We start from the raw sequence: 19,802 nt of genomic DNA, 5'->3' as shown, positions 1-19,802 counted from the left end.
GCTGGTGCTTCCTCGCGGCGATGATCGTCGCGTACGGCTTCGCCAACCTGCTCCAGTCGGTGGCCGCGGCCCGCACCACCGTCCACCACACCTTCGACCCGGGCCTGCTGCTGCGTCTCGCCGGGCACCGGACGTACCTGGTCGGCCTGGGCTGCCAGATCGGCGGGTTCGTGCTCGCCTTCCTGGCTCGACGCGACCTGCCGCTGTTCCTGGTCCAGGCGAGCGTCGCGGCCGGGCTCGGGGTGACCGCCATTCTCGGCGTGCTGGTGCTGAAGTGGCGGCTGCCGATGGCGGAGGTGGTGCTGCTGGCCCTGCTCTTCGCCGGGATCACCGCCCTGGTGCTGGCCGCCCGCCCGGCACCGTCGAAGCAGCTCGGCACCGCTGGCTCGATCGCCCTGTTGGTGGCGCTCGGTGTCATCGCGGTGCTCGGGGTCTTCGCCGTCCGGCTGCACGGGGCACCCGGATCGGTGGCCCTCGGCTCGCTTGCCGGGTTGGCGTTCAGCTCCGCGGCGGTCGCCGCCCGGCCCCTGGCGTCCGCGTCGTCCGCCGAGGCGTTCCTCTCGCACCCGCTGTTCTACCTGCTGATCGCCCACTCGATCGTCGGTCAGCTCCTGCTCGGGCTGGCCATGCAGCGTGGTTCGACGACCGCCGCGGTCGCCGCGATGGACGCCGCCGGCGCGGTGCCAGCAGCGATCGTCGGGCTGCTCCTGCTCAACGACAAGATCTGGCCGGGGCGGGAGTGGCTGGCCGCGGCCGGTTTCCTGGTCACCCTGGCCGCGGTGATCGGGCTGACCCGCTACGCCGAGCCGCAGCAGCAACGCGCGATGGCGCACCACCGCGACCAGGCCACTGCCGTCGTCGGGCGGTCCGGCCGAGACACCGGGCCGCCCGACCGGCCCGCTCAGGCCTCGACCGGTTTGCGGCGACTCACCACCCGCTCGTAGAGGCGCTCCAACGCGCCGGCGGTGCGCTCCCACGTGTAGCTGCTGCGCACCCGGTCCACCGCGGCGTGCCCGTACGCGAACCGGCCGGCGTTGTCGGCGAGCAGCCGGCGCAGCGAGACTCCGAGCGCCCGTACGTCGCCGGGGGGCACCAGGCGGCCGGTGACCTCGTCGACGACGGCGTCCGCCAGACCGCCCATCGCGTAGCCGATCACCGGCACACCGCAGGCCATCGCCTCCAGCGAGACCCGGCCGGCGGAGGAGTAGTGCGGCGTGCAGGCGACCACGTCCGCCGAGCGGTACCAGGTGGCCATCTGGTCGTGCGGCACCGCGCCGACGAGTCGTACCTGGTCGACGACGCCGACCTGCTCGGCCAGCTCGCGCAGCCGCCGTGCCTCGGCGTGGTTGGCCAGTTGGTCGGCCGGCGGCCCGCCGGCGATCACCAGCTCGGCGTCACCGACCAGTCGCATGGCCCGGATCAGGTCCTCCTGGCCGTGCCCGGCGGCGAGCGAGCCGACCGACAGGATCCGGGCCCGCTGTTCGCGCGGTGCCGCCTCGCCGTCGGGTTGGAACTGCTCGATGTCCACCCCGGCCGGCACCAACGCGACCGAGCTGCGTTGCAGACCCATCCGGGTCAGCTCGTCGACCTCGTCGTTGGACTGGGCGACGGCGATGTCGACAGCCCGGGTCAGCGCGCGTTCCAGCGTGATCCGCTCCCCCGGCCCGTCGTAGTGGCCGCCCAGGTGGCGTAGCTGCTCGACGCCGAGCGAGTGGAACGTCTGCACCACCGGGATGTCGGTCTCCCGAACGGCGTGCGCGGCGGCCAGGCCACCGACCCAGTAGTGCCCGTGCACCACCTCGGGCCGCCAGACGCCGGACCACTCGTCGGCCAGCCAGCGGCCGAACTCGGTCACGTGCGGGATGAGCTCGGCGGTGGGTAGCGGGGTGGGCGGGCCGGCCGGCACCTGGTGCACCTGATAGCCGTCGATGTCGGCGACCGCCGGCAGCCCCGGGGCATCCCGGCGCTCGTAGAGCCGGACGTCATGGCCCCGCTCGGCCAACTCGGCGGCGACCCGTGCGATGTGCTGGCGGGTGCCGACCGGTGGGCCGTCGGCGTGGCGGTACGAGCTGGCGTGCGCGCAGACGAGGCCGACGCGCATGGGTCACCTCCCTGCGATCTTTCCTCGGCGGTGGTCCTCCCGTTTCAGAGCGTCCCATTAACCTCGGGGGCCGGAGTCGAAACCTGGCAGATCGGGAACAGTCCCCGCGAGTGCCACCGACGCTTGCGCCACGACAACCACAATGGCCACGCCGGTGGACGGGTTGCGAAGATCGACAATGGGTACGTTGCATGACCAGGCCCGGGCGGGGGTACCGCTCAGGAATGCCGCTGACCCGCAGCCTCGACGATTCGACCGTGGTGATCACTGGCGCGTCCAGCGGGATCGGCACGGCGACCGCGTACGCGTTGGCCCGCCGTGGTGCGGCAGTCGTGCTGGCCGCCCGCAGCGAGGCGGCCCTCCGACAGGTCGCGCTGCGCTGCGTCGAGTTGGGCGGTCAGGCGCTTGTCGTGCCGACCGACGTGACCGACCTGGAGTCGGTGCGACGGCTGGCCGACCGGGCGGCGGCCGAGTTCGGCCGGATCGACGCCTGGGTGAACAACGCGGCGGTGAGCGCGGTGGGTCTGTTCGACGAGATCCCGGTCGCCGAGTTCCGCCGGGTGCTGGAGGTCAACCTGCTCGGCGCGGTGCACGGCATCAAGGCCGCACTGCCGCACCTGAGCGCGGCCGGCGGCGGTGTGCTCGTCAACAACGCCTCGGTGCTGGCCGAGGTGGCAATGCCGTACCAGTCGGCGTACAACGCCACCAAGCACGGCATCCGCGGGCTGGCCGACACGGTTCGACAGGAGCTGCGGGTCACCGGTCGCGGTCAGATCTCCGTCTGCACGGTGCTGCCGGCCACCATCGACACCCCGTTCTTCCGGCACGCGGCCAACCACACCGGCCGCGAACTGGTGCCACCACCCCCGATCTATCCGCCCGAGGTGGTCGCCGAGACCATCGTGCGGCTGCTGCGCCGGCCCCGCCGTGAGGCGTACGCCGGCGGGGCGGCCCGCCTGCTCGGCCTCCAGTGGCGGCTGGCGCCCGCGCTGGTGGAGCGCACCCTCGGCTGGTACGCGCAGCGCACCCAGTTCGGCCCGGGGGCCCGGGCGGACAGCAGCGGCAACGTCTTCCACGCCGACGCACAGGCGCAGCGGGACGGCGGCTGGCACGGTCGGCGGCGCCAGTTGGTGCGGATGACCGCCGCGTTCGGCCTGGCCGCCGCCGGCACCGCGGTCGGCACGATGGCGGCGATCAACCGCCGTTCCCGGTTGGACCGCTGATGACCGGCATCGACCGCCCGAATGCGCGAACCGTCACCGACGCGCACACTGGGACGATCATGTCGAGCTGTCTGGTGGACATCGACGACTCGTCGGCGGTGGTCCGGCTGACGGGCACGCTCGACGTCGCCGGCACCGAGGCGGTACGCGGCGCGCTGCTCGCCCGTCTCTGGGACCGTCCGGGCCAGGTGGTGGTCGACGTGACCGGACTGCGGGTCGTGGAGCCGCGGGCCTGGGATGTCTTCGCCGAGGTTCGGCGGGAGGTCGCCGACTGGCCGGCCGCGAATCTGCTGCTCTGCGACCCGAGCGTCGACCGGCCCGAGCAGGCGACCAGCGCGTTGGCCGGTGTGTCGGCCTGGTCGACCACGACGGCCGGCGTGCCGGCCTGGCCCACGCTGGACGGCGCGCTGGCCGCGGTCGCGGCGGTGCCGCCGGCGGGGCTGCTCAGCACCGACCTGGCCGCGACAGTGGTGGCCGCCCGGGAGGCCCGCGAGCTGGTCACCACCGGTTGCCGTACCTGGGGCATGCCGACACTCGTCGACCCGGCGGGCATCGCGATCACCGAGATGGTCAACAACGTGGTGGCGCACGCCCGGACCCCGATGACCGTGCGGCTGGCCGCGCGGGACGGCGCCCTGCACCTGGCGGTCCGCGACTACTCCTCGCGTCGGCCGACGTTCGTCGGATTGTCACCGCCGACGAGGGTGGGCGGCCGGGGCCTGCTGCTGATCGACACGGTGGCCCGTCGCTGGGGCAGCAGCGCCCTGCCGGACGGCAAGGTCGTCTGGTGCGTCCTGCACCCGGACGACGAGGCCGCCGCTCTCGGCTGACGGGGCGTTTCGCCGTCGGTGCCGGTTTCGAGCCGGCGGTGCCCCGGTTACGGCGGGAGGGCAGCGGGTAGTGATCAGACATGCGCGACAACGAGTACCCGACCCCCGTGTCCGACACCGAGGCGCAAGGTCTGCCCGACACCGCCGATGACGACTCGACCGCCAACGACGACGTCCTCACCGGGCGCGAGGCGGACGGCCCGGACCCGGCCCAGCTCCCCGGCGACCGGACGCCGGTGGCGGTGGACCGGTTCGGGACGACCGCCGAGGAGCAGCTCGACGGTGAGTCGTTGGACTACAAGCTCGACCGCGAGGTCTACGAGCGTCCGGCGGACGACCCGCTGGCCGGAACGATCGACCCGAAGATCGCCTTCGAGGCGGACAATCTGGAAGCCGCGGCGGAGGCCCAGCTGGACGCCGACGTGATGGACCCGGGGCCCACCTCGGACCCGAACTCGCCGGTCTCCCTCTACGACCACGGTCAGCTCGGCACGGTTGCCGACGCCACGGTGGGGCGGCTGGTGGAGCCGGACGAGGGGTCGCACACCGACCAGGAGACCGACTCGGTGGCGTACGACGCCGGTTCCGCCGGCGGCGGGGCGACCGCCGAGGAGTTGGCCATCCACGAGACGGAGCCGCCCCGCTCGGTCTGACTTCTCAGTCGTCCAGGCCGCGCTCGATGGCATAGCGGGTCAGCTCGACCCGATTGTGCAGTTGCAGCTTGCCCAGGGTGTTCTGCACGTGGTTCTGCACTGTGCGGTGCGACAGCCCGAGCCGCTGAGCGATCTGCTTGTACGACATCCCCTTCGCCACCAACCGCAGCACCTCGGTCTCCCGGTCGGTGAGCCGGGGCGTCGCGGGCTCCGCGCCGCCGGCCGGGTCGGTGTCCCGCCCCGGCCCGGCGGCCAGCCGCCGGTACTCGCCGAGGACCAGCCCGGCGAGGCCGGGGGTGAAGACCGCGTTGCCGGCCGCGGTGCGGCGGACCGCGTCGAGGAACTCCGCTGGCGCTGTCGACTTCACCAGGTAACCGGTGGCACCGGCCTTGACCGCGTCCAACACGCTCTGCTGTTCGCCACTGGCGCTGAGCATCAACACCCGCACGTCGGGCAGTGCCGCGCGCAGTCCCAGGATCACCTCGACGCCGGAGATGTCCGGCAGTTGCAGGTCCAGGACGACGACGTCGGGCCGGGCGGCGGCGGCCACCCGGATGGCCTGTCGCCCCTCGCCGCTTGTCGCCACCACCAGGAATCCGGCCTCGGTCAGGTCGCGGGCGACCCCCTCGCGCCACATCGGGTGGTCGTCGACGACCATGACCCGGGGCTGGTTCACCGCACTGCCCTCGGCACTGTCAGCTCGATCTCGGTGCCGGCGTCGGGGGCGGACACGATCCGAACGGTCCCGCCCAGGTCGGACACCCGCCCCCGGATGGACTGGGTCACGCCGAGCCGGCCCTGAGCGGCGGCCTCGGCCAGCCGGCCGTCCGGGATGCCCGGACCCTCGTCACGGATCGACACCGTCACCGTCGCCCCCTCGTCCTCGATCAGCACCCAGGCCCGCCCACCGGCGTGTCGGCCCACGTTGTCCAGTGCCGCGCCGGTCGCGGCGGCCAACTCTCCGGCCACCCGGCGCGGCAGCGGGACCGGCGTGGCCGGGGCGGAGAGCGCCACCGCCGACGACGCGTACCGGCTGAGCAGGGTCCGCAGGTCCACCGCCTCGGGGCCGGCCGGGAGGCTGACGGCGGCCGGGCCGCCACCGGCGATCAGCGCCCGCAACGCGGCCTCCTGCTCGCCGGCCAGCCGGGCCAGCTCGCCAGCCTCGCCGGGCAGGTCGGCGCCGCGCCGCTGCACCAGCGCCAGCACCTGGAGCACCGAGTCGTGGATGTCCCGGGCCAGCCGCTCCCGCTCCCGGGTGGCGGCCTCCAACTCCACCGCACGTTGCAGTCGTTCCTCGGCGCCCGCCGCGAGCCGGGCCACGTGCCCGACCACCACTCCGGCTAGCAGCATGAGGATCACCCCGGTGAACGACGACTGGCCGATCCGCTCCCGGGTGGCCAGGTCCGCGCCGGCGACGAGCAGCGCCGCGACAGTGCCCCGCCGTCGGCCGCCGGAGACGGCCCAGGCCAGCACCGGGCCGGCCATCCAGGCGACCCCCATTGTGGGTACGCCGTGGGTGAGCGCCGTCCGCCCGACCACCCACGGAGTGGCCAGCACGACGGCCAACACCACCCCGAGATCGGCAAGCAGCAGCGGCCAGCGCCGCCAGGCCGGCCGCGCGTACCCGACCGATGTCGCCCCGGTCCAGATGATCATCACAAGGACCAGGCCGGCGACGGCGTACGGGTGGGCGTACCGGTCGGCGTCGCGTACCGCGAGCACGCAGACGTACGCCAGGGACGCCATCCGGAACACCGCTAGCGCACGCCACAGCGGCACCTCGAACCCACCCGACGGCGACGGCATGGCGGTCACGATGCCACACGCGGCAAGGGGCGCGGCGAGCAGCGAGTGCGGTTCGGGAAACCCTGACGTACGGTGGAAAAGCCGCGAAAGACTCCGAGATCCGCCGCCGGGACGGGGCCATGACGAATGCAGATCCGCACGCACCGCGTACGGTTGTGCCCATCGAACCTGCCCTCCTGATCGCCGACGCCTTCGACCAGGCCCAGGTGACCGAGATTCGACACTCGGTCACCTCCTGTGCGCATGCCTCCGGGCTCACCGGCCAACGGCTCGACGATTTCGTGCTCGCGATCAACGAGTTGATCACCAACGCGGTGCGGCACGGCGGCGGGCGGGGGTGGTTGCGACTCTGGCACGAGTCGGACCTGCTGGTGTGCGAGGTCGCCGACCACGGGCGCGGGATCAGCCCGCAGCGGCTGGGCGACCGCAGTCGACCCACCCCGGACACCGCCGGCGGTTGGGGCCTGTGGCTGGCCCGCGAGCTGACCGACGCGATGGAGGTCGTCACCAGCACCGCCGGCACCACAGTCCGCGTCAGCACAAGCCTCATCCAGCACAACCACACCCCGCACTGACCTCCACCCCACCCTCCCCGCCCGCGCCCCCGCTCCGCCGCACGGAGTCGTGGTGGGCGACAGCTCCGCATCCGAGCGGGAGGGCCTGCCGCCGGAGGGCCTGAAGTCAAAGGGCGTTCGCTACTTTCAGCGTGATGCCGGTGAGTCATCATGATGCCGCACAGGCATCACGCTCAAACAGCCCGTGACGCCCGGCGCCACCATGATCGACGCAGGTCAGGCGAACAGCGCGGAGACGGATTCTCCGTTGTGGATTCGGCGCATCGCCTCGGCCAGGGCGGGAGCCACCGACAGGACCTGTAGCGCGGGGACCCGCTTCGCGGCCGGGATGGGCACCGTGTTGGTGCAGACGATCTCCAGGACGCCGTCCTGCTCGCTGAGCCGCCGCAACGCGTCGCCGGAGAAGAGCCCGTGCGTGCAGGCGAGCCGGATCGAGCGGACCTTCAGGCCGCGTAGGTGCTCCATCAACTCGACAACGGTGCTGCCCTTGGCGATCTCGTCGTCCAGCACGATGACGTCCCGGTCGGTCACCTCGCCGATCACCGCACTGATCTTGACCAGGTCGTCGCTGAACCGCTGCTTCGCACCGGCCGCGACCGGCGTGCCGAGCAGCCGGGCGAAGGCCGCCGCCTCCTTGGCGTTACCCAGGTCGGGTGAGACCACAACGGTGTCGCTCAGGTCGTAGCGCTGGAAGTGGGTGGCCAGCTCACGCAACGCGTGCAGATGATCCACCGGAACGCTGAAGAAGCCGTGCACCTGCGGCGAGTGCAGCGTCATCGCCAGCACCCGATCCGCCCCGGCCGACGTGAGCAGATCGGCGACGAGCCGGGCGCCGATCGAGATCCGCGGCGCGTCCTTCTTGTCGGACCGGGCGTACGCGTAGTGCGGCAACACCACGGTGATCCGGCCGGCGGACGCGCCCCGGGCGGCATCGATCATCAACAGCAACTCGACCAGGTTCTCCTGGACGGGCGGCACCAGCGGCTGGATCAGGAAGACGTCGCGCTCCCGGCAGTTGGCCTGCAACTGCACTTCGAGACAGTCGTTCGCGAATCGGGAAACCCGCACCGGGTGCAGCGGCACCCCGAGGTGGGCACAGATCTCGGCAGCCAGGTCGGGATGGGCGGTTCCACTGAAAACGGCGATGTCACGCACGTTCGCACATGGTAGGCGAAGCGCAGGCCACCGTGACGCCTGTCGCACCGCGCTGCCGGTTTGGGTACGGTGCTGCGGTGACCCCCCAGTACGTCGCCGCCATCGACCAGGGCACCACCTCCTCGCGGTGCATCGTCTTCGACCGGGCCGGGGAGATCGTCGCCGTGGCCCAGCGCGAACACCGGCAGATCTTCCCCCGCCCCGGCTGGGTGGAGCACGACGCCGAGGAGATCTGGGACAACGTCCAGCAGGTGGTCGCCGAGGCGTTGCGGGCCGCCGGCACCGACGCGGCCGGGCTGGCCGCCGTCGGCATCACCAACCAGCGGGAGACCACTGTCGTCTGGGACCGGGCCACCGGCCGCCCGGTGGCCAACGCCATCGTCTGGCAGGACACCCGCACCGGGCCGCTGCTTCGCGAGCTGGCCTCGACGTACGGCGAGGAGCGGTTCCGGGCCCGCACCGGCCTGCCGCTGGCCACCTACTTCGCCGGGCCGAAGCTGCGCTGGCTGCTCGACGAGGTCGACGGCCTGCGCGAGCGTGCGGAGCGCGGCGAGGTGCTCTTCGGCACCATGGACAGCTGGCTGGTCTGGAAGCTGACCGGCGCGCACGTCACCGACGTGACGAACGCCAGCCGCACCATGCTGATGGACCTCACCACCCTGGACTGGGCACCGGACCTGCTGGACGCGATGGGTGTCCCGGCGGCGATGCTGCCGGAGATCCGCTCGTCCGCGGAGGTGTACGGCCACGCCACCGGTGTGCTCGCCGGGGTGCCGGTGGCCAGCGCGCTCGGCGACCAGCAGGCCGCCCTGTTCGGGCAGACCTGTTTCCAGCCGGGTGAGGCCAAGTGCACCTACGGCACCGGCAGCTTCCTGCTGCTCAACACCGGGGCCAGCCCGGTCCCGTCCACGCACGGCCTGCTCACCACCGTCGCCTACCAGATCAAGGACCATCCTCCGGCGTACGCGCTGGAGGGCGCGATCGCGGTCACCGGCTCGCTGGTGCAGTGGCTGCGGGACAACCTCGGGCTGATTTCGACCGCCGCCGAGGTGGAGGAGCTGGCGCGCACCGTTGACGACAACGGCGGCTGTTACATGGTGCCGGCGTTCTCCGGGCTGTTCGCCCCGCACTGGCGCAGCGACGCGCGTGGTGTGATCGCCGGCCTGACCGGCTACGTCACCAAGGGGCACCTGGCGCGGGCGGTGCTGGAGGCGTCGGCGTGGCAGACCCGCGAGGTGGTCGACGCGATGGACGCCGACTCCGACGTGGCGCTGCGCCGACTTCGGGTGGACGGTGGGATGACCGCCAACGGGCTGCTCATGCAGTTCCTCGCGGACGTGCTCGACGTGCCGGTGATCCGGTCGCGGATCACCGAGACCACCTGCCTGGGCGCCGCGTACGCGGCCGGTCTGGCGGTCGGCTTCTGGCCGGATCTGGCCACCCTGCGGGCGCAGTGGCGCTCCGACGCGCAGTGGGAACCGGCGATGGCGCCGGAGCTGCGCGAGAAGGAGCTGGGCCAGTGGCGCAAGGCCGTGCGCCGCACACTGGACTGGGTGGAGTGATGGCCGGCCCGGCGGTCACTCCCAGCGGTTGCCGGTGAGCTTCTCGTACACCTCGACGTAGCGGGCGCGGGTCGCCTCGACCACCTCGTCCGGCACGTCCGGTGCCGGGGCCTGCTTGTTCCAGCCGCCGCCGGTAGCCCAGTCCCGCACGTACTGCTTGTCGTAGGAGAACTGCACGCGGCCCGGCTGATACGACTCGGCCGGCCAGAACCGCGACGAGTCGGAGGTGAGCAGCTCGTCGGCGAGGACCAGGGTGCCGTCCGACGCCCAACCCAACTCGATCTTGGTGTCGGCGATCAGGATGCCCCGGTCGGCGGCCACCTCGGCCCCGCGCCGGTAGACGTCGATGGTGATCTGCCGCAGTCGCTCGGCGGTGGCCTGGCCCACCTTGTCCACCACCTGGTCGTACGTGATGGGTTCGTCGTGTTCGCCCATCGGCGCCTTGCTGGACGGCGTGAAGATCGGCTCGGGCAGGATCGACGCCTCGCCGAGCCCTCGGGGCAGTGCCACGCCGGAGACGGCGCCGGTCTTCTCGTACTCCCGCAGGCCGCCGCCGGTGAGGTAACCGCGAGCGACGCACTCGACCGGGAGCATGTCCAGCCGCTGGCAGCGGATCGCCCGGCCGGCGAACTCGGCGGGCACGTCGGTGGCCGAGATGACGTGGTTCGGCACCAGGTCGGCGAGCTGCTCGAACCACCACAGCGAGAGTGCGGTGAGCAGGCGACCCTTGTCCGGGATCGGCGTCGGCAGCGCCACGTCGTAGATCGAGATGCGGTCCGAGGCGACCAGGATCAGGTCGTCGCCGTCGGCGTAGACGTCCCGAACCTTGCCCGAGTGCAGAAGTTCCACGCGCCCTAGTACACCACGCGACATCGGGGGGCCTGATTCGACCACCCGCGCCGGGGGTGACCGGACCGACGTTGACACCTTCGTGCGCTCCCTGCGTGAATGGTCCGACCGCCGCCCCCGCAGGTCCAGGAGACCCTTGTGCCCGTTGTTCCACAGCCGATCGACCGCCTCGGCGCGGACCCGGGCCGGCGCCGACTGCTCACCGCGCTGCTCGGCGCACCGCTGCTCACGTCCGGTGGGCTGGCCGGTTGCAGCGACGGGGCCGACACGTCGACCCAGGACGGGCCGGTCGAGCTGTCGGTCTTCTGGTGGGGCGGGACCAGACGGGCCGAGCTCACCGAGAAGGTGCTGCGGCTCTACTCGGATCGCAACCCCCGGGTCACCTTCCGGGTCACCTGGCAGGGTGCCGACGGCTACTACGAGCGGCTGGCCACCCAGGCGGCCGGCGGGAACGTACCGGACCTGATCCAGATCGACGACGCGGTGTTGACCGAGTACGCCCAACGCCAGATCATCCTCGACCTCACCGACCGGGTCGCCGACCACCACCTCGATCTGCGGGGCCTGCCGGAGGGCCTGATCCGCTGCGGCACCGTGGAGGGGCGGACGATGGCGGTGGCCGGCGGGCAGACCCACGCCGCAGTGGTCTTCAACAGGGACCTGCTGCGGGACCTGAAGGTGCCGGAGCCCCGGGCCGGCATGACCTGGGCCGACTACATCGCCTGGGCGGAGCAGGTCACCGAGACCAGCGACGGTCAGGTGGCCGGCACCGCGGACGCGTCAGGTGACCACCGGGCGCTCTGGCTGTGGCTGCGGTCGCAGGGTGGCGAGTTCTACCGGGGCAACCAGCTCGGTTTCGGCGCGGACGAGCTGATCGCGTGGTTCGAGCTGTGGCAGCGGGCTCGCACCGCGCGGGCCACACCGGGCGCCGCGCTCGTCGAGCAGACCGACAGCAGGGAGCTGAACCGGCAACTGGTGGTGACCGGGATGACCGCCGCGTCGTTCGCCTGGTCCCATCAACTACCGGAGTTGCAGCGGCTCACCAAGGCCGAGCTGGGCGTGGTCGGCCTTCCCGGGTCGCCGGGTGCGCAGTGGGCGCGCGCGTCGATGTACTGGGCCGCGTTCCGTGGCACCCGCCACCCGGACACCGTCACCGACGTGATCAACTTCTTGACCACGAACGGCGAGGCCGGCACCGTCCTCGGCCACGAACGCGGCCTGAACCCCAGCCTCGCCGTCCGCCGCTACGCCGAGGGCAGCATCACCGACCCGGCCCAGCAGCGCGCCGCCGCGTTCGGCGCCAGCCTCGCCGACCAGCTCGGACCGGCGCCGGCACCACCGTCGAAGGGGCACGCCAGGGTGCGTACCCTGCTGGTCGCCGCCGCGGAGAGCATCCGCGCCAAGCGGGCCGGCACCCGGGCGGCCACCGCACGTTTCCTCTCCCAGGCCAACGCCGCACTGGCGTGACCACCGGCGGCCGGTCGACGGCCCGCCGCCGTCGACCGACCGTTGGGGGCGGCCCGCTGGGTCAGCGCGGCGGACCGTTGCGACGATTGCGGGTCAGACGCAGCACCAGGAACACGATGACCCCGACCACCACCAGGCAGCAGAGCAGGCTGAGGATGCCAAAGCCGCCGCCGCCACGGGACCGCCGCCGCGCGGCCTCCACCACCACCTCGCCGGTGCCCGTGGACGCCCACGCCGCGACGGGCACGAAGACCGCCAGTACGGCCGCACCGAGGACCGTGCTCAGCCGGCCCCACCACTTACCGAAAGAAGACATGTGCCCATCCTCGCCGAAGGACGCAACCGGGGCACGTCGGTCCACGCGGAACCAGGGGACCGAGATCGTCCGAAGCACCCCGGACCGCTCGCAACGTGCCCGCAACCTGCCGGCAAAGGTGACGATCTTTACATGAATCTCCGGGGGTGATCGGATTCGCACATGATCAACCCTGGAGGCGATGTGCGGCTCTCTCTCACCCGAAGATCTGCGGCAACAGCGGTCGGCGTCACCCTCGTCGCCGCTCTTCTGACCCCGACGACGGCCCACGGCGCCCCACCGTCCCCACCCCCTCCGACGCCACCCGCCGCGACCGGCCACACGCCGCCCGCACCCGTCACCGTCACGCTGATCACCGGCGACCGGGTGACGGTGACCCCGGGCGTCGACGGCGCGGCCCCCGCGGTGGACGTCACCCGCGCCCCGGGCGCCACCGGCTCGGTACGCGTCGCCACCGAGGGCGGCGACACCTACGTGTATCCCGACGAGGCCCTGCCCTACCTGGCGACCGGCCGACTCGACAAGCAACTGTTCGACGTCACCCGGTTGATCGCGCAGGGCTACGACGACGCGCGGACCAGCGAACTCCCCCTGATCGTCACCCGCACGACGGGCTCGGCGACGCTGCGGACCGGCACCACGCTGCCGGGCGCGCGGACCACACGGGAGCTGCCGTCCGTCCGGGGCGAGGCGATCGGCGCCCACCGGTCCACGGCCGCCGACTTCTGGTCGGCCCTCACCAGCGGACCGGCACCGACCAGCCGCGGTGCCGCCCCGTCCACGCCGGCCTTCACCGCCGGTGTCGACAAGGTGTGGCTCGACGGCAGGGCGAACGCGTCTCTCGCCGACACCACCGCGCAGGTCGGCGCACCCGCGGCCTGGGCGGCGGGCGGCACCGGACGCGGTGTCCGGGTCGCCGTCCTGGACAGCGGCGTGGACACGACCCACCCGGATCTCGTGAACCGGGTCGTGGCGTCCCGCAGCTTCGTCTCCGGCCAGGACGTCGTCGACCGCAACGGGCACGGCACCCACACCGCCTCCACCGTCGCCGGCACGGGCGCCGCCTCCGGCGGCAAGGAACGCGGCGTCGCTCCCGACGCCGACCTGGTGGTGGGCAAGGTCCTCGACCAGAACGGCAGCGGGTCCATCTCCGGGATCATCGCGGGCATGGAGTGGGCGACGCGCACCGAGCGCGCCAAGGTGGTCAACATGAGCCTCGGTGTGAGCGCGTGGCACACCCAGGACGATCCACTGAGCCAGTCCGTGAACCAGCTGACCGCCGAGACCGGCGCGCTCTTCGTCGTCGCCGCCGGCAACAGCGGCCCCGACCCGTACACCCTCGGGGCACCGGCCACCGCGGACGCCGCACTCACCGTCGGCGCGGTGGACGGCTCCGACCACCTGGCCGACTTCTCCAGTGCCGGGCCGCGCATGATCGACGAGGCGCTGAAGCCCGACCTGACGGCTCCCGGGGTGGACGTGTTGGCGGCGCGCTCGCAGCAGATCCCCTGGGGCGAGGGCTACTACCAGACCGACAGCGGCACCTCCATGGCCGCGCCGCACGTCGCCGGGGCGGCGGCCCTGCTGGTCCAGAAACACCCGACGTGGAGTGGGCAGCAGATCAAGGACGCGCTGATGAGCACAAGCGTGCGGACGCCCGACTACAACGCCTACCGGGCGGGCAGTGGCCGGCTGAACGTGGCCGCCGCCTACCACCAGGACCAGGTCATCGCGACCGGCTCGGTGGACGCCGGCCTGGTGAGGTCGTCCTCCGGGGCGCGACAGCGGCCGATCACGCGGAAGATCACCTACACCAACACCACTGCCGACCCGATCCCGTTGGCGCTCTCCGTCGACGGTGGCACCTCCCCCGCGCAGACGTTCACCGCGGCCACCGACCACCTCACCGTGCCGGCGAACGGAACCTCGACCGTCGACGTCGTGGTGAACCCCGGGGGCCTCCCGCCCGGCCGGTACTCCGCGCAGGTCACGGCCCGCTCCGCGACCGGCGCGGTACACACGGCAGTGGGGGTCGCCGTCGAGGCGAAGAAGTACGACCTCACCATCCACCTGAAGGACCGCGCCGGCCGACCCATGAGCGGCGAGGTCGAGATCGTCAGCGCCGACGAGGGCTCCACCTTCGTGTGGGTGCCGGACGGCAGGCTGACCAGCCGCTGGGCCCCCGGCTCCTACACTGTCGTCACCGCCGCCGACGTACAGGGCCGCAACGGCCCCCGCTCCCTCGGGCTGGCGATGCTGACGGTTCCCGAGGTCGACCTGTCGACCGACCGGGTCGTGGAGCTCGACGCCTCGCGGGCACGTCAGGTGAAGGTGGCCACCGCCCAGCCGACCGCTGTCACCAACACCAGGATCGACGTCTACCGCTCCTTCACCTCGCCGGAGCCGACGCCCACCGACTGGGCCGCGCTGCGCGAGACCTTCTGGCCCGGTGCGACCTACGACAGCCTGTGGGCGCTGCCGAGCAAACAGCGGGTGACGAGTGGCAGCTTCGTCCTCACCACCAGGATCCGCGCCGTGCAGACACCGTTGGAGATCAGCTACGGCGGCCGACGCATCAGCGATCCCCTCGTGCAGCCCGGTGCACGGCCGCTGGCCGACGGCGCCGCCCGCCTCGACGCCGTCTTCGCGGGCAACGGGGCGACGAGCGACTACGCCGGCCGGTCCGTCCGTGGCAGGGCCGTTGTCGTACGCGCCAACGACTCGGTGCCCCCCACGGACCAGGCGGAGTCGGCACACGCTGCCGGCGCGGCGATGCTTGTCGTGGTCAACGACCGCGAAGGTCGCCGGAGCGACTGGTACGGCAAGCCCGACGCCGTGACGACCGGGCCGATCGCTGTCGCCTCGGTGAGCATGGACGAGGGCGAGGCGTTGATCCAGAGGATCGCCGCCGCCGGGCGCACCACGGTACGGCTTGCCGTGGTGGCCCACCCCGCACCGACATACCTGTACGACCTGGTGGACTACCACAATGGCGGAGTGCCCAGGGACCCCTCCGCCCGGACCGGTCCCCGCGACCTGGCCCGGATCGACCTGACGTTCGCCCCGCCGCCGGGGAAGCGGTCCAGCGAGACGCGGACGGACTTCCCGCCCTACGAGTACGCGGCGGCCCGCTCGTTCCCGTTCGAGCCTGTCGCACCGGGGCTGCGGACCGACTGGGTCTCCGCCGGCAACGGCGTCAGGTGGATGCAGTACGCGGACGTCGCCGACTGGGCGCGGTCGAACACGGAGGCGATCGCCTACCGGCCGGGCAGCGTCCAGCAGGACCGCTGGTTCGGGCCCATCACCCGGCCGCGCCTGCTCAGCACCGAGATTCCGTTCCGCGGTGAGACCGCCATGAGCGCGTACATCCAGGGGTTCGGCGACGCGGGGGCCGCGCACAGCGGCGGGGCCAGCATGCCGCAGGTCGTCACGTTCTATCAGGGCGACAGGGAGCTGACCCGCTTCGACGGCTGGCCGAAGGTCGGCGCGGGTGACCTGTCGCCGGAGAAGCTGCCGTACCGGCTGGTCGTCGAGACCACTGGCAAACCCGAGTTCAGCCCGTACTCGACTGCCACGCACACCGAGTGGCGCTTCGTCTCCGGTGGCACCACGGAGGTGCAGGCCATCCCGCTTGTGCAACTGGACTACGGAACGGACGTGGACGCGGCGGGTCGTACGACGCGCAGGACCGACTTCTCCATCACGCCAGTGGTGGTGGGCAGCACCGCGGCGCGCGACGCGGTGTCCTCGCTCACGCTGGAGGTCTCCTACGACGACGGGGCGACCTGGCAGCGGCAGGGCTTGACCGAGAAGAGTGGCACCTGGCGGGCGCACCTGAACGCGCCGCACCGGGCCGACTTCGTGTCCATCCGGGTCACCGCCAGGCAGCGCAGCGGCGACGGCGTCACCCAGAGCGTCACCCGGGCCTTCGGCCTCCGGTAACAACCGGGTGGGGCCGGTGCCCGGCGGGCACCGGCCCCACGACGACGTGCCGTCCGGCGCGGCCTCACCGGCTGTCGAAGAGGAACACCTGACCCCGCGCCAGGGAATCACAGGCGAGCTGGACGAGTTGGGCGTCCGCCAGCTCGGAGTTGTCCCGGAAGCCGACGCACAGGTTGCTGTGCACCGGTCGCAGCCGATAGCCCCACAGCGGCGCGGCCACCGGCTCGACGCGGAACAGTTGCCCGCGCCCGGCGGCGCAGTAGTCGTCGTAGAGTGGTGCGCCGACACTCACCGAGCCGTTCTGCACCCCTGTGCAGCCAGGCCCGTAGACGTCGTGGTCGGTCGCGATCCGGTAGGTGCCGCTCCCGGCCGCCACCAGAGTCATCCTCGGGTACTGGCTGCCGCACGACGGCTGCTGGTAGAGGTAGCCGCTGTCGCCACCCTGCTCGGTCAGGCACATGCCGCTGTGGACGGCACGGATCCGCACCGGCCCCGGGGTGACGGCCGGTGGCAGACCAACGAGACCTGGCACCTCCGGCGCGGTGACGGCACGAGGGAGCACCCGGACCTCGTCGACGTCACCCGGCCAGAAGTCCGCCGCCGAGCCGTCGCGCAGCCCCCGGCCCAGCACGAGGGCACCGGTGGCCGGCCAACTCGCCACGTGGCTGGCCGTGCCGGCAAGCGTCCCGTTGACGTACAGCCGCAGTTGGCCGGCGGCGGCGTCGAAGACACCGGTCAGGTGTGTCCAACTGTCGACGCTCGCCGACAGGGACACCGCCGCATCGGTGGCCGCGGTCCCACCCTGCTCGTCGACCCGGTCCATCCGGAACGCCCACCGGCCGGTCGCGGCCTCGTAGCGCAGCCGGAACCGGCTGTTGTGCTGCCCGTCCTGGCCGACCGCGACGGCATCCCGACCGGCACCGGCGAGCCGTACCCAGGCCGACACCGTGAAGCTGGCGTCCCCCGCCACCACCGGCCCCGCCGTGTACGCCACTCCGGACGTCCCGTCCAGGCGCACGCCCCCGTCGCGCACATCCTTGTCGAATGCCGCACCGGGTGCCAGGTAGAGCGAGTGGCCGTTCCCGCTGGCATCGGTGCCGACCACACCTGTCGGCTCGTTCAGGTGCCACCACGCCTCCGGGCCGAACGGCTCGCCGGCCATCTCCTCGATGATCTTCTTGGGCGCCGCCGGGTAGTCGTAGAGCTGAACCTCGTCGAGCGAACCGTTCCAGGCGCCACGCGCGCCGGACACACCGTTCGCCTGGCCGACCAGGAGGGGGCCGGAGGCGTTCCAGGTGCTGCGGTACGGCGTACTGCCGGCCAGCCGACCGTTGAGGTAGATCCGCAACTCGCCCGCCTCGTGGTCGTACACGCCGGCGAGGTGGGTCCAGGTGCCGAGTTGGGGAGCCGTGTTCGCCACCGCGACCCGCTCCGCCGCCGCCGCGCCGTCCGCCTCGGGAAGCACGAACGCCCAACGCTTGCGGGCACTGTCGTAGCGCAACACGAAACCGTTACCGGCGACCCCGGCCTGGGCCACCGCCACCCGGTCCTGGCCGACCTGGTCCAGTCGGACCCAGGCCAGCACCGAGAAGCTCTGACCGGTGTTCGCCACGGGTCCGGCGGACCGACCGTAGCTGCTCTCGGCACCGTCCAGCAGTACCGCGCCGCCGTGCCGCCCGGACTCCTGCCACGACGCCCCGCCGCTGAACGTGACGCTGCCGTCGGGGGCGCGTGTCGCCACGTCCCGGCCGATGACGCCCTGCCCCTCGTCGAGCGGCAGCTCGACAAGCGGCGTCGGCACGGAGCGCAGCTTGAAGCTGTACTTCTGCGGCCAACCGAAGTTGTCGGCCCGGTCCACCGCCAACACGTCGAGCTGGTAATTGCCGGGCGTCTGGGCGGTCCAGCGCAGCACCCCGGTGCCACCCGGCCGGTCGGCGGCCACCCGCCCGGTGAGGTAGCCGTCCTGGCCGCCGAGCTGGTATTCGAAGCCCACCACGTCCTGGTCGCCGTCCGCGTCGAACCGGAACACGCCAGTGCGGTCGACCCTGGCCCCCGGACCGGACGAGGGGAAGTCGACAGAGGTGACAGTGGGTACGGTGGTGGGACCCGTCATGTCCACTGTGAACTCGCACCAGGGCCCCGGAGGGCCGGTGTCGACCTGGTCGTTGACCGTCGCCCGCCACCGGTACGTGCCGCCGTCGGCGAGCACCCAGTCGGGCACCTGGTAGGTCTTGATGTGCTCGGGCAGCCTCTCGCTGGTGTGCACCGGGGTGCCGTCCGGGGCCTGCACCTCGAAGGTGACCTGTTGGCCGCCGCCCTGGCTGCCCGTCGCGGTATCCTCGGCCACCTCCACGGCCAGCACCGGCCCGAGGGTCCGTACCCAGGCCGTCGCCCCGGCACCGGAACAGCCGGGCATGCTGTCGGTCGGCGTCATCACCGGCGTTTCCGGCACTGTGTTGAACTGCACCGCGAGCACCGGCTTGTTGTCGAAGGCCATCGCCCCGGAGATGCTCTGGTCGTCATCGGTCAGGCCCAGCGTGAGCTGTCGCCAACTGTTCGCCGCCGCCTCGCGCATCAGGGCCCGCACGTCCACCTCCACAGTGCCGCCCGGACATTCGGGGCCGCCGCCCTTGCCGGTCCGCACGGTGCCCAGCAGCCGCTGCTCCGCCGGCGGGTTCGACCAACTCGTCGACGGGCTGATCGGACCGGTGAGGTGCAGTTGCAGGGCCTGCGGATAGCACGAGTAGGAATACAGTTGGTTGAGGCTGAAGGCGGTGTTTTCCAGGATGGTCTTGCCGGCGAAGAACGCCGTGTCCATCTGGAAGTACGAGTGGTACATGTTGTACGAGGACTCCTGTGGGTCGTGCCCGACCCGGGCGTGGTAGTCGTCCATGTCCCACCACACCTGGGAGGGCAGCTCCCGGGAGGTCATCGCCCAGTGCTGGCGCTGGCCCGGCGAGGTTGGGTCGGCGCTGGCGGTGCCGGCCCGCAGCTCGGCGGTGAAGGTGCGGTCCGGGTTGGCGAAGACGGTCCGGTCCGGCGTACGCAGTGTGGGCATCTCGACCCGGCGGCCGAGTCGGACTGCCGACGCCGTTGCCGCCGACGCCGTGGCCACCGGCCAGGACGACGGTGCCCCGGGGGCCGGTCGAACCGTCGACCGGACCGGTCCCGGCGGGGCGACCAGCGGGGTTGCCGCCGCCCGGCCCTGCGGAGCGGGGAAGGGCACGGTCATGGCGGCGGCCACCAGGACGAGCACCGCCACTGTGGCGACAGCTCGTCCGACCACGCCGAGCCTGATCATTCTCGACATTCGCCCTCCCCCG

Annotated in this window: 15 protein-coding genes; 8 read left to right on the top strand and 7 right to left on the bottom strand. The window is 72.3% G+C overall.

The window, feature by feature from the left end; translation table 11 throughout:
• The first annotated feature begins 20 nt into the window (after positions 1-20).
• Positions 21-944 (top strand): hypothetical protein, encoded by a 924-nt coding sequence (locus AB0A95_RS07350; RefSeq protein ID WP_357554950.1) that lies wholly within the window; start codon positions 21-23, stop codon positions 942-944.
• Here AB0A95_RS07350 and AB0A95_RS07345 read toward each other — a convergent pair.
• Positions 902-2,101 carry a glycosyltransferase gene (locus tag AB0A95_RS07345; RefSeq protein ID WP_357554770.1) on the bottom strand — a complete coding sequence of 400 codons (1,200 nt, stop codon included), beginning with the start codon at positions 2,099-2,101 and terminating at the stop codon, positions 902-904. The two genes, AB0A95_RS07350 and AB0A95_RS07345, sit on opposite strands and share 43 nt — an antisense overlap.
• 224 nt (positions 2,102-2,325) lie before the next feature.
• Between AB0A95_RS07345 and AB0A95_RS07340 the strand changes: the two genes are divergently transcribed.
• From AB0A95_RS07340 to AB0A95_RS07330, 3 genes are all read left to right on the top strand, one after another.
• Positions 2,326-3,324: an SDR family oxidoreductase gene (locus AB0A95_RS07340; RefSeq protein WP_357554769.1), complete on the top strand. Its 999-nt coding sequence runs from the start codon at positions 2,326-2,328 to the stop codon at positions 3,322-3,324.
• Positions 3,324-4,154, top strand: a complete 831-nt coding sequence (locus AB0A95_RS07335) for an ATP-binding protein (RefSeq protein ID WP_357554768.1) — start codon at positions 3,324-3,326, stop codon at positions 4,152-4,154. Before AB0A95_RS07340 ends, AB0A95_RS07335 begins: the two co-directional genes overlap by 1 nt.
• Before the next feature lie 80 nt (positions 4,155-4,234).
• A complete protein-coding gene (locus AB0A95_RS07330; RefSeq protein WP_112583682.1) occupies positions 4,235-4,807 on the top strand; it encodes a DUF5709 domain-containing protein in 573 nt (190 codons plus the stop codon).
• A 4-nt stretch (positions 4,808-4,811) separates the two neighbouring features.
• Here AB0A95_RS07330 and AB0A95_RS07325 read toward each other — a convergent pair whose 3' ends face one another.
• Together AB0A95_RS07325 and AB0A95_RS07320 are read right to left on the bottom strand one after the other, a co-directional pair.
• Positions 4,812-5,465, bottom strand: a complete 654-nt coding sequence (locus AB0A95_RS07325) for a response regulator transcription factor (RefSeq protein WP_357554949.1) — start codon at positions 5,463-5,465, stop codon at positions 4,812-4,814.
• Positions 5,466-5,479: 14 nt separating this feature from the next.
• Positions 5,480-6,613, bottom strand: a complete 1,134-nt coding sequence (locus AB0A95_RS07320; RefSeq protein WP_357554767.1) for a DUF5931 domain-containing protein — start codon at positions 6,611-6,613, stop codon at positions 5,480-5,482.
• 119 nt (positions 6,614-6,732) lie between these two features.
• Here AB0A95_RS07320 and AB0A95_RS07315 point away from each other — a divergent pair, with 119 nt between their 5' ends.
• Positions 6,733-7,188: an ATP-binding protein gene (locus tag AB0A95_RS07315; RefSeq protein ID WP_357554766.1), complete on the top strand. Its 456-nt coding sequence runs from the start codon at positions 6,733-6,735 to the stop codon at positions 7,186-7,188.
• A gap of 216 nt (positions 7,189-7,404) precedes the next feature.
• Here the strand turns inward: AB0A95_RS07315 and AB0A95_RS07310 are convergent, their stop codons facing one another.
• Positions 7,405-8,343, bottom strand: coding sequence for a ribose-phosphate pyrophosphokinase (locus tag AB0A95_RS07310; protein WP_357554765.1), 939 nt, complete (start codon positions 8,341-8,343; stop codon positions 7,405-7,407).
• 77 nt (positions 8,344-8,420) lie between these two features.
• On the opposite strand from AB0A95_RS07310, the gene glpK reads away from it, so the two are divergent.
• Entirely contained in the window at positions 8,421-9,905 is a 1,485-nt protein-coding gene (glpK, locus tag AB0A95_RS07305; protein WP_357554764.1) for a glycerol kinase GlpK, read from the top strand.
• A 15-nt stretch (positions 9,906-9,920) separates the two neighbouring features.
• Here glpK and AB0A95_RS07300 read toward each other — a convergent pair whose 3' ends face one another.
• Positions 9,921-10,754: a phosphoribosylaminoimidazolesuccinocarboxamide synthase gene (locus AB0A95_RS07300; protein WP_357554763.1), complete on the bottom strand. Its 834-nt coding sequence runs from the start codon at positions 10,752-10,754 to the stop codon at positions 9,921-9,923.
• A 138-nt stretch (positions 10,755-10,892) separates the two neighbouring features.
• On the opposite strand from AB0A95_RS07300, the gene AB0A95_RS07295 reads away from it, so the two are divergent.
• Positions 10,893-12,221, top strand: coding sequence for an extracellular solute-binding protein (locus tag AB0A95_RS07295; protein WP_357554762.1), 1,329 nt, complete (start codon positions 10,893-10,895; stop codon positions 12,219-12,221).
• 61 nt (positions 12,222-12,282) lie between these two features.
• Here the strand turns inward: AB0A95_RS07295 and AB0A95_RS07290 are convergent, their stop codons facing one another.
• Positions 12,283-12,537 carry a hypothetical protein gene (locus AB0A95_RS07290; RefSeq protein WP_357554761.1) on the bottom strand — a complete coding sequence of 85 codons (255 nt, stop codon included), beginning with the start codon at positions 12,535-12,537 and terminating at the stop codon, positions 12,283-12,285.
• A gap of 162 nt (positions 12,538-12,699) precedes the next feature.
• On the opposite strand from AB0A95_RS07290, the gene AB0A95_RS07285 reads away from it, so the two are divergent.
• Complete coding sequence (locus tag AB0A95_RS07285; protein ID WP_357554760.1) at positions 12,700-16,479, top strand: S8 family serine peptidase; 3,780 nt, start codon at positions 12,700-12,702, stop codon at positions 16,477-16,479.
• 64 nt (positions 16,480-16,543) lie between these two features.
• Here AB0A95_RS07285 and AB0A95_RS07280 read toward each other — a convergent pair whose 3' ends face one another.
• Positions 16,544-19,789 carry a LamG-like jellyroll fold domain-containing protein gene (locus AB0A95_RS07280; RefSeq protein WP_357554759.1) on the bottom strand — a complete coding sequence of 1,082 codons (3,246 nt, stop codon included), beginning with the start codon at positions 19,787-19,789 and terminating at the stop codon, positions 16,544-16,546.
• Positions 19,790-19,802: the final 13 nt, after the last annotated feature.

The sequence above is a fragment of the Micromonospora sp. NPDC049230 genome (assembly GCF_040647875.1).
Classification (GTDB): Bacteria; Actinomycetota; Actinomycetes; order Mycobacteriales; family Micromonosporaceae; genus Micromonospora.
Note: the sequence above shows the minus strand (reverse complement) of the source record. Positions and strands in the feature narration are given on the sequence as shown.